This window comes from Streptomyces sp. NPDC093065, from assembly GCF_044754585.1.
Lineage (GTDB): Bacteria > Actinomycetota > Actinomycetes > Streptomycetales > Streptomycetaceae > Streptomyces.
This window is the reverse complement of the sequence record NZ_JBIVPJ010000051.1, coordinates 1-10440: the sequence shown is the minus strand read 5'-3', so window position 1 is coordinate 10440 and position 10440 is coordinate 1. Positions and strand designations below refer to the sequence as shown.

General features: G+C 61.8%; 6 protein-coding genes and 1 pseudogene. 1 reads left to right on the top strand and 6 read right to left on the bottom strand.

The window, feature by feature from the left end:
* Window positions 1-597: 597 nt before the first annotated feature.
* The 4 genes from ACIQFU_RS38300 to ACIQFU_RS38285 all read right to left on the bottom strand — a co-directional run bounded on the left by ACIQFU_RS38300 (window position 598) and on the right by ACIQFU_RS38285 (window position 6659).
* Window positions 598-1161 (bottom strand): IS30 family transposase, encoded by a 564-nt coding sequence (locus ACIQFU_RS38300; RefSeq protein WP_402557984.1) that lies wholly within the window; start codon window positions 1159-1161, stop codon window positions 598-600.
* 182 nt (window positions 1162-1343) lie between these two features.
* Window positions 1344-2330 (bottom strand): Cof-type HAD-IIB family hydrolase, encoded by a 987-nt coding sequence (locus ACIQFU_RS38295; protein ID WP_402557987.1) that lies wholly within the window; start codon window positions 2328-2330, stop codon window positions 1344-1346.
* 154 nt (window positions 2331-2484) lie between these two features.
* On the bottom strand, window positions 2485-3507 hold the full coding sequence (locus ACIQFU_RS38290) for a zinc-dependent alcohol dehydrogenase family protein (protein ID WP_402557983.1): 1023 nt from the start codon (window positions 3505-3507) through the stop codon (window positions 2485-2487).
* Window positions 3508-3764: 257 nt separating this feature from the next.
* The gene (locus ACIQFU_RS38285) at window positions 3765-6659 is read right to left on the bottom strand and encodes an AfsR/SARP family transcriptional regulator (RefSeq protein WP_402557981.1); all 2895 of its coding nucleotides are present in this window, start codon (window positions 6657-6659) and stop codon (window positions 3765-3767) included.
* A 1005-nt stretch (window positions 6660-7664) separates the two neighbouring features.
* Between ACIQFU_RS38285 and ACIQFU_RS38280 the strand changes: the two are divergent.
* Window positions 7665-8375 (top strand): annotated as a pseudogene (locus ACIQFU_RS38280) (transposase); the annotation flags it as partial.
* A gap of 51 nt (window positions 8376-8426) precedes the next feature.
* Here the strand turns inward: ACIQFU_RS38280 and ACIQFU_RS38275 are convergent.
* Complete coding sequence (locus ACIQFU_RS38275) at window positions 8427-9722, bottom strand: condensation domain-containing protein (RefSeq protein WP_402557979.1); 1296 nt, start codon at window positions 9720-9722, stop codon at window positions 8427-8429.
* Window positions 9723-9779: 57 nt separating this feature from the next.
* A complete protein-coding gene (gene ribA / locus ACIQFU_RS38270) occupies window positions 9780-10382 on the bottom strand; it encodes a GTP cyclohydrolase II RibA (RefSeq protein ID WP_402557986.1) in 603 nt (200 codons plus the stop codon).
* Window positions 10383-10440 lie beyond the last annotated feature (58 nt).

Sequence of the window (10440 nt, the reverse complement as noted above, 5' to 3'; positions counted from 1 at the left end):
CCGCTGGAACAGGTCCCACAACTCGTCTGGCACCAGCCGCTCAACGATCTTCGACACACCACGAGTCTAACGAACCAAATGAGATGATCTCTAAGTCGACGCGTCTGCGCGGGGCTGACGGTGACCGGCGCGCGAGGCCGTCCTTCACAGTCGCAGGAGACCCTGCGACCTCTTTGCGGAGTCGGTGGGGCGTCAGGGGTGGGGCCGAGGGCCGGATTTGGAGGGGGGTGGACAAGACAACATCCTTCGTCAGTTGCCCTCGTCAGGGCGGTAGCAGTGGCCACACCGAGCGCAGCCTCAGCGCTGTTCCGCGGCGCGGAATCCTCATGCGCCTTGAATGCCTGAGGTAGAACGTTCAGTCTTAATCTAGAAGGCGTGAGCGGTTGTGTCAATACCGACCGTTCTGTCTCCTATGAGTCGGCCCTCAGTACGCGGATGTCCTGCCTGTCCTGTGTGGTCTCAGCAGACCAGGGCTGCCGCAGGCCGATCCGTCTGCCATGGTCGTGCTGGCGGCGGCTGAGCAGACATATGAGGCTCAGCGGGAGCGCGGACGACTTGGGTAGCCGCCTCGGTCGCTGATGAGGAAGGTTGTGGCTGTCACGCCTCCTGAGCGGGGGTCTGCCAACTCAGTCTTTTGCGGGGTCGGTTGTTGAGCCGGCGCTCGATGGAGCGGAGCTCGTCCGTGGTGTGCAGGGACAGATTTGTGCGCTTGGGCAGGTATTGCCGGATCAAGCCGTTCGTGTGCTCATTCGTCCCTCGCTCCCAGGGACTGGCGGGGCGTGCGAAGAAGATTCCGTCGGTGAAGTAGGGCGCGAGCCCGTGACGGCGGGCCGTCTCGGAGCCCTGGTCCCAGGCGAGGCTCCTGCGTGCCCGTTCGGGCAGCGGGACCAGGTGTGGATAGCGAGTTCGTCGGTCGACGAGGGTGGCGACGGCGGACTGGCTGCGGGCGCCGACGACGAGGTTGCCCTCCCAGTTGCCCAGTCGCCCAGTCGCTCGCGGAGCTCGATGACCGGTGGCCGGCGGTCGATAAGGACAGCGGGTGCAACGAACCTCGGCATGCGCCGGTCGGAGCGCTTCTGCATTGAGCTCGGGATCAGTGGACAGCTTGGAGCGCCCGCCCCGAACGCGAGATCTTTGGACGACCGTCCGGTTGCAGGCCACCGTTCTCCGCCCTCCACCGGTAGCCGGTCTTGCGCCCGATCCCAAGGGCGCCTGCACGCCTCGACACTGCCCACCCCGGCCGCCAGTACTCGGCCTTGAGCTCCAGCCTGCGCTTGCGTCTCGCCATCAACACTCCACAATGATCAAGGAATGTTGCGGCAAGCGTGAGAACCCAAGCGCCGCTACTGGGTCCACTCTTCAGCCGTCGCCGACACGTGATCAATAGAATCAGTGCCGAAGCTGTCACAGAACGGAGTACCTTCCGGCGCTCCAGAGCGATAGAACTCAGGGCAGCTCAGTATCTGCTCGATCACGACCGCTACGCCGTCGTCGTTGTTGGCGACCGTATGTTCTGAAGCGGCGGCGATCACGTCCGGGTGGGCGTTGCCCATTGCGTACGACCGTCCGGCCCAGTTGAGCATCTCAATGTCGTTCGGCATGTCGCCGAAGGCGACGACCTCCTCGGGTGAGATGCCGCGCTCGGAACAGTACAGTGCGAGCGTGGTGGCCTTGGAGACGCCCAGTCCGTTGATCTCCAGAAGGGCACTGGGGCTGGAGCGGGTGACATTGGCACGGTCTCCGACGGCGAGGCGGGCTAGCCTGAGGAAGCTGTCGGGCTCCAGATCGGGGTGGAAGGCGAGGATTTTGAGGACCGGTTCAACGACCCCTCGACCATCCGGCGCCAGTATCTCCTCGGCAGGCAGAAGACCGTCGGGGACCTCCATATGTATCTTCGGGAAGGCGGGTTCCCGGTAGAAACTGTAGGTGTGCTCGACCGCGTACGCCGTGCCGGGCGCGGCCTCACGCAGTAGCCGTACGGTGTCCAGTGCGTTCTCCCGAAGGAGTTCGCGGACCTTCACGAACCGGTGCGCCTGTGGGCCGCCGTGCAGATCGACGACGGCAGCGCCGTTTCCGCAGATGGCGAGGCCGTGTCCAGGAACGTGGGCGCTGACCACGTCCATCCAACGGGGATTGCGGCCCGTAACGAAGATGACCTCGATGCCCGCCTTTTCCGCTGCGGCCAGCGCGGCAACCGTCCGCGGGGAGAGTGACTTGTCGTCGCGCAGCAAGGTGCCGTCAAGGTCGGTGGCGATGAGCTGCGGACGGGTGGGGGCGACAGGGCGCGTGGGCTGACAAATGGTTGAGATCACATGATCATTATGATGGATGTATGTGCATGAAAAAATACAAATCCGTACATCTGTGAGATGTATCTCCATATTGCAACTCATGCTCGTCATCCGGCAAAGTGCTCCGCCCATGTCCTCGCACCTTCGACGGTTGCGGAGTCCCAAGAAGGTGATGCAAGTCTGAATGGCGATCTCAGGTTGAGGGGTGGACGACGGCCTTGAGGCAGTCGGGTGCACGGAGCGCCTGCAATGCCGTCGCGTACTCGTCGAGTCCGAATCGGTGGGTGATGATCCCGTCGGGGTTTACTTTCCGAGCCTTGAGAAGATCGATGGCACGTGCGAACTCGTAGGACTGGGCGAACGATCCCTTGATGGTGATCTCGCGCCGGAAGATCTCGAACGGATGAATGGTGATCGTCTCGGACTCACTTGCCATTCCGTAGACCATCAGTGTGCCGCCGGAGCGGACATGGGGAAGGACGTTCTGCAGGATCCCGACCGCACCTGTTGCCTCGATGACGACGTCGAACCCGTGGGGAGCGAGGTCACGAAGCCGGTCTGCAGCGGTAGTGAAGTCGGCGCGGTCCAGCAATACCGTCTCGTTGACGCCGTGGGTTTTGGCGAGGTCGAGCTTGAACTGGGTGGGGGCAGCCATCGTGACGAACGAGGCGCCGCCGTGCACCAGCAGCTGGGCAAGGATCTGGCTGGTGGGACCGGCACCAGTGACGAGGACGCTCTGCCCCGGTGTGAGGCCGAGGACATCCAGCCCGTGTACCACGCAAGCCGTGGGCTCGATCAGTGCAGCGGCGTCCAGGGACAGGTCCCCGATGGGGTAGATCTTTGCTGCGGCGGCGATGGTGTGCTCGGCGAATCCTCCGGCCACCTGCAGACCCAGCGCGATGCCGTTCTGGCAGAACCTGAAATCGCCGCGCCTGCAGTTCTCGCAATGCAGGCAGTAGACACTGTTGTCCACGGCAACACGGTCACCAACGGTTAGGCCCGTGACACTTTCGGCGACCTCGACGATCTCACCGACGATCTCATGGCCTGGAGTGAGCGGGTAACGGGCTCCGAACTCGCCCAGGTGCAGGTGCTGGTCGGTGCCGCAGACGCCGACAACGAGGTTCTTGATGCGTACCTCACCAGGCTGCAGGGCCCTGTCGGCGATCTCTCGGACGGTGAAACGCTCCGGCTCTGTGTACACGACTGCTCGCATCGGCTACTTCCTTGATCCTTGCGGCTGGTATGAACCGCTCCCCTGAACAGGTGGCCGAACTAACACCGTGTTCTACATGTTCAGTTGGCACCCTTGTCTGGTCCCGTGCGGGTGTCTGGGGGTCGGCTGCACCCAGAAGGTGCGGGAATTGCTCGACAGCCACGGCTTGTCTGGGGCGAACGCTCACGACAGCCTCGGGCTGAAGCCGGCGGTAGCCTATTTCCACGTAGGCGGTGTTAATTCTGACCCAATATGCGTTACCGGATCTGGTCATCCAATACGGAATTTCGTAGCCATTGTTGACCGAGCCGCTCGGTGGCCTCTCTGCGTGCGGCTTCTGCCCCTCTGTGGTCTCGGATCCGATCCCGTATCGTGATCGACTGCGTGAAATATTGCATGGCTGACTCGGCGCGACCGAGCTCGGCATCGACTCGGCCCAGGTCCATCAGCAGATATGTTTCACCCACCAGGTCCCCGCTGGCTCTGACCATCGCCAGAGCTTCGGACAGGGGTCGACGGGCATCCTCGAACTCCCGCTGCGCAACATTCAACTGGCCGATCCTTCGCAGCGCCATCGCTTCTCCTCGATCGAAGCCAGCCGAACGACTTATTCCGAGAGCTTTGTTGAGGTAGGAGCGAGCACTCGTATAATCCGAACGCTGCATCAGAATGTATGCTGCTTCACTGAGCACATGCGCCTCGCCGATAGCATCATCAGCCACGACGAAATTTTGCTCCGCCTGTCTATAGAGTTCCAGGGCTTTTTCATTTTCATTCCTGTACCTGTAGGCGAGCGCCTGGTCTCGCTGGCACAGGGCGCTGCCGGTAGCGTCCTCCATCCCTTGGAATAGTTCGAGAGCTGCAGAGATGTATGGAGTAGCGGCTTCGTATTCACCGCGGCGGAGGTGCAAGCTGCCTAGTGAGCGTAGAACTGCTGCCTGTCCGCGCTGATTACCGTCGGCGTTGACCGCCTGAAGCGCCGTTCTATGTGTGCTATCCCAAAGATCCGGGCACCCGCGTGCTTCGAACAGCGTTACGAGTAGAGTGCACAATTGCCAGCTTGCCTCGGAGAACCCAATTTCCGCGGCTAGGTCAACAGCTCTCGCAAGGTTGACATGTTCTTTCTCAAGCCATCCAACCGGGTCCTTTAGCTGGCGACTGATGTAAGCCGACGGCAGGTGCCACTGTTCCGCCTCACCTCGCACAATCGTGTACATACCTCCGTAGACTTGGCGGTGTGCGTATTCGGCAAGCGAAATCCAAGCCCCCAGCAGTCGTCGTATCGCGGCATCTCTGTCAGCGAGGGAGACTTCCGTGTTCATTTGATCGGCAGCGAAAATTTGCACCGTCTGCGGAAGAACGAGGCGGAAGTCACCGCTCGGTTCCAAGGCCCCGATTTCGACCAGTCGCATATCGATCAGCGGTTCCAGCGGCTCGGAGGGTTCCGGCCCGTGATCATCAGTCAATGCGGCGCCGACCCAGCTCGGCAGCTCTGCTCCGCTGGCTGCCGCGAGCAGGACCAGGGTGCGGCGATCACCTGGCGCAAGGCCCTGATAGCTGAGCGCCAAGCTCGCCCGGATCGACAACTCGCCATGTGCGAGTTCGTCCAGCCTTCGGTGCTCGTCCTCAAGGCGCCGTGCCATCGAGAGAAGCGACCAGTGAGGGCGAGCAGCCAATCGGGCCGCGATGATACGTAGCGCAAGCGGCAGACCTCCCACGAGCTGTACGAGCGCTCGGGCAGTGTCGACCTCGGCCGAGACCCGTGGCTCACCGATAACGCGGCCCAACAGTTCGATGCCCTTGTCCAAAGCCAGTGGCTGCAGGTCAAAGCGATGTGCACCGGGCAGCGCCGTCATCCGTCGGTTGCTCGTTACCAGTACGACACACTGTCCGTCTCCCGGGATCAACTGCCGTATCTGTGCCTCATCGCGTGCGTCGTCGAGTACGACCAAAAGCCGACGACCTGCCAGCATGCTGCGGTATAGCTCGACACGCTCGTCCAACGCTTCGGGGATGGCCTGGCCTGGCAGCCCCAGCGCTCGCAGGAAGCGTCCCAGTACATGCCCCGGTTCCGCCGCTGCACCACTGCCCCCATGCATGTCACAGTAAAGCTGTCCGTCAGGAAAGTACTCGGCCGCGAGCCGATGCGCGATGTGGACCGCCATCGTGCTTTTCCCAACCCCCGCAGACCCCAGAAATAGCACCGGGCCAAGTTGGGCCCGTTGAGTCTGTATGACGACAGTCTTAATTTGATCAATAAGCGTAGCGTCTCCTACGAAGTCACTCACACCAGCAGGCAGTTGCCTCGGGACGATCACGGGCTCGCCAGCCGTTGCCGGCGTCGGGGCACCATCCTCGGCAGGGGGTGCCTGGACAGCAGACTGCTCGGTTTCAACGGCCTCGGGGAGGGATCGTTCGTCAGCGAGAATGGCTGCTTCCAGGTCCCGCAGTTCTTTGCCCGGATCGAGTCCAAGTTCCTCGGCGAATAGTTCACGGACCTGGCGGTAGGCTTCGAGAGCCTCGGCCTGACGCCCGGAGTGATGCAATGCCTTCATGAGAAAGACATGCAATCTCTCTCGCAAGGGATACTCAGTGATGAGTTGCCGCAGTTCCCCAACAACCCGGTTGTGTCCACCCAACTCCAGCTCAAAACCTAGACACATTTCCAGTGCTTCGATGCGCTCCTCATCCAGCTGAACTGCGGCACGAGAAAGCAAATCACTCGGCACCATGGCCATACACGGCCCCCGCCACAATTCGGCGGCCTGTCGCAACACCTTTACAGCCTGTGCTTTGTTGCGTTCTTGCGCAGCCGCCCGCGCTACCGCGACCAGGCGTCGAAACTCACCGACGTCGGTCGCGCCAGGAGCTATGTTCAACCGATAGCCGCGCCCTTGAGTCTCAATCGTGGCGTCGGTGTCCGAGAGTGCTTTACGCAGATTCGAAACGCAGGTTTGAACCTGCGCACGCGCAGTCTCTGGGGGACCCTGCGCCCAGATGAGGTCGACAAGGTAACTGGAGTCGAGGACTCGGCCAAAGTTCAGTACCAAGGCCGCAAGAACAATCTCTTGTCTGCCTGGCGGTATGCGAATCTCGCCTGAAACGCTGTGTACCTCTAGTGGACCCAGGATGCGGAACTGGCAAGACGACATCCTCGAATTTTCGGAAGTCATATTCTTGCGCCGATCCGCAGCAGCCTCACAGTTACCCCTGACATTTAACTCGGACCAATTCTGAGTGTCGACGTCTGCTGGTGCCTCGTAATTTCTTTGCTGTCATCCGAGTGAAATGTTACCCGGCCGCTGACCAGCAGTTCCCAATCGATCCGCGAGTCCTGGCTCAGCATCGAGGAGTCAATTTTCGGCAAACGCTCTGTTTCTTGATTTGCAGATAAATTAACCCTGAGGGTCCCGTTCTGTCAAGGTAGAACGTTCTATCTATGATGAGTGATGCGTCACCTGTGGCTGCCCGCCCGCCGAATCTCCGCCGCGGCGGACGGGCCCCTCACCGGACCGCGACCACCTCGCACGGAGGTCTATCCCTTCAGTGATCTTGGAATCGGCCCACCGGGTGCGGCGCGGAGGGGGTGCCAGATCACCCTGCCGTCGGCCAGGCGTACAACCAGCACGAACGTCGTCGGGCAATCAGGGGCAGTCCGGCCTGGCCCGGCCATACGCAGACGGCTGGCGAGGAGAGGGAAGCCGGCGCCTGCGGGCTTCCGGCTCGGATACGGCAGTACCCGATATGGCCGACTCCGCGCGTGAGATCGACTGGACCGGGTTGGCGGAGCTCACGACGTCGATCGAGGACGAACTTGTCACCCACTCCGGCTCCGGCGACGCCTCGCCTCCGATTAGCATCCTGCCTCGCCCTCTGCCGACGCACCGCGCGACGTCGTCATCCCCGCGCTCTTGGCCCACCCGCCTGCCGGGCCGCCACTTCCGACGATCCCACCCTCACACTCCACCTTGCACCAGCCGCCGCTCACTCACGGGAGGAATCTGCCCATGACCGCAACCACGGCGATCCGGCGCGCGTACGGTGAGGGGATGGCGGTCCGGCCGCAGGGCTCCTTCCAGCCTGGTCCGCTTGAGTCGCGTTCCGGGTGTCGGCCAACAGGCCGATTTTGACGCCGGTGCCCGTTTCTCCGGCGAAGAGCCGTGGACTTGCTCGACGATGGCGGCGGGATGCTGATCGCGGAGGGGTCGGGTGATGCGAAGTCTTCGACCGACGCGATCGGTGCGGCCCGCCGGTACTCCGTCTCCATCGGAGGCGTGGATCTGTGTCAGGTCGCGGTGCATCTGATCTTCGCCATGTCAGCCGAGCACTGCCTGATTGACCGTCGCCTGTACTTCACCAAGGAGTGGGTCGGTGACGGGGAGTCCCGTTTGTCGACGGGTGTTCCCGAGGAGTTGTGCCTCGCGACCAGGCCGCAACTCGAGGCGGTCATGGTTCACCACGCGGTCGGGGAGGGCGACATACGCGCCTCGTTCTTCCTGGGTGACGAGGTCTACGGAGGGCGGGAGTTTCGTACCGCCTGCCATGAGCTGGACCCGGGCTACGTGGTGGGAGTGCCCTTCCCATCACTAGGTCGCCGCTCTGGGCGTGAAGCTGAGCGTGGCCGGCTCGCCGTCCGGCTGCGGCGGCCGGCCTGGCCGCGAATGCGGGCCGGCGCGGGGCTCAAGGGCGTACACGACTGCTGGTGTTCTTTGCCGGAGAAGCTTCACGCCCGGGAGGGTGCAGTTCGTCAGCGTGTCGAGGAACTTGAGGCCGAGGCTGTGGAGTTGGCAGGTGAGGTTGTACCCGCCGTCGCAGACATGCCGCGGGACCTTTTGCGCGGAATGCAGTACAGGGCGCACACTTCTTGAAATGTAAAATTACCCGGTTCCTGATCGGTGCGATCCGGGACGAGTCCACCGTCAGGTATCAATTGCATGTTCGACATTGGATATGAATGCTTCTTTGAGATGCCTCAGGAACATGCGTCCGTCCTCGATGTCCAACTCAGCCGCACCGCAAATCAGACGAAACATGAAACCGCCCGTGGCGACAGGAATAATGAATAGCTCCAGGAAGTCCTGAGGTGCCTCAGTGAGCTGGTCGGCATAGTCGGATTCGCTAATTCCCTGCACCATGTCGGGAAAGCAGTTGAGGACCATCTGGCCTCGGCCGGCCAGTCTTCCCGTACCGGAGTTCCCCGTGAACAATTTTTCGAGGAACCCCAGTGGCGTGTCCTGGCGAGGCAGGATTTGCCGCCAGGAGTGCCGTGCCGCCGCCAGGGCTCCGTCGAAGGAACCTAGTGCCGCATGCTGAAGACGGAGCGGAATCGTGTTCGTGAGAAATCCGGACACTTCCGCTGAACCCGGCCCTCGGCCGGCCGTTTGCAGACGCAAGGTAAGATCCGTCGTGTCCGAGACTTCGGCCAGTGTACTGGTCACGGAGGCCAGATGCAGAACCAGCGGAGTCGCGCGTGCGCATTTGCAGGCAAGGGTCAGGCGTGGGGAGGATACCGGGACATGTTCACTGATGATCCATCCCTTTTCCGAGTGCTGGTCGCGTGGCCTTGTGACAAACGGTGCGAGCGGGATTGCGCGTTCGGGTGAGGTGTCGCCAAAATGCTGGTACCAGAACCGTTGGCTCTCCGAGTTTGCTTGAGTGATGTCGGTGAACTTGGCTCGCTGTTCGGAAACCCAGTCGCGGTACTTTCCGGCCCCCTTGAGTGGATTGGCTTCCCGGCCCGTGCACAGTTCCTGAACCATGAGAGCCATGCTCACCCTGTCAGTGATGAGGTGGTCGAATACCGCTAGCGCCGTTCGATGGTCGTTGCCGTCTTCTCCTTGGTAGTGGAGTATCTGGATATTCCAGTGGAGTGTTCCATCGGTGTCGAATTCGATCCTCTTGGAACGTGCGATAAAATCCCGGGCGCTCTGCTCGTCATCACACTCGGTGTGTGTTACTGGCGCGGAAATGGTGTGCGCGTATTCGACGCCGTCCATATTGATGGAGGTTGCCCGTAGACTGGGCTCGCGCTCTGTAATCCGGTGGAGAATGGTATGCAGATCCGTGTCGGTGACATGATCGGGAACGTCGAATGTTGTACTGACGATCACGCTGCCGGGGCGGTTCACCTTCTTTTCCAACATTACTTGCTGCAGGTGGGTGAGCAGCGACTCCTGCTGCCAACTCAGTAGCTCTCTTCCCGCGCGGTGCGCCATTAAGATGTCCCTCTCTTCGTACTGATCTCGGTATGGCAGGGCCCCCTCGGCGTCGGATCAGGGCAGGCTGAGTGTGTGTGCGGTGTGCGTCGCCTTGGTGGTCAGGTAGCGGACGTTCCACGGGGAGACATGTACGCCGGTGGGCACACGTTCAGCGATTCGCACTCCGTATGCCTCCAGTTGTGCGGCCTTGTCCGAGTTATTGCTGAGTAGCCGGATCCGGTCAGCGCCGAGTCCGATCAGCATTTGTGCCGCTGCAGCGTAGTCGCGTTCGTCCTCGCCTCGGCCCAGGGCGAGATTCGCCTCGTAGGTGTCCATTCCCGCCAGTTGCAATGCGACGGCGTCGAGTTTGGCGTAGAGACCGATCCCCCGGCCTTCCTGCCGCAAGTAGAGGAGCAGTCCGCCAGCTTCGTCCAGCCGTTCCACCGCTTCTCGCAGTTGCGGTCCGCAGTCGCAGTTCTGGCTACCGAACACATCGCCGGTCAGACACTCACTGTGCATGCGCACCAGAAGTGGCGAGCCGCCGGCAGTCGCTTGACGCAGGGACTCCCTCCACTCGCCGACGCCCACAGCGATGTGCTCCCGGCCGTCGAGCAGTCCTTCGAACGTCATCATCGTCGCCTCGGGGACTGTAAATCGTTCGGTGTAACTCCCGATCATGGAGGATGCATCGATGACCAGTGAGAACGTAGCTGAGCCCGGAGCTGTTGAGCTTTCG

Excerpts from the sequence above, each read along its gene's own strand:
- ACIQFU_RS38290 (WP_402557983.1), bottom strand. The coding sequence starts at position 3,507 with ATGCGAGCAGTCGTGTACACAGAGCCGGAGCGTTTCACCGTCCGAGAG.
- ACIQFU_RS38285 (WP_402557981.1), bottom strand. The coding sequence starts at position 6,659 with ATGTCGTCTTGCCAGTTCCGCATCCTGGGTCCACTAGAGGTACACAGC.
- ACIQFU_RS38275 (WP_402557979.1), bottom strand. The coding sequence starts at position 9,722 with ATGGCGCACCGCGCGGGAAGAGAGCTACTGAGTTGGCAGCAGGAGTCG.
- ribA (WP_402557986.1), bottom strand. The coding sequence starts at position 10,382 with ATGATCGGGAGTTACACCGAACGATTTACAGTCCCCGAGGCGACGATG.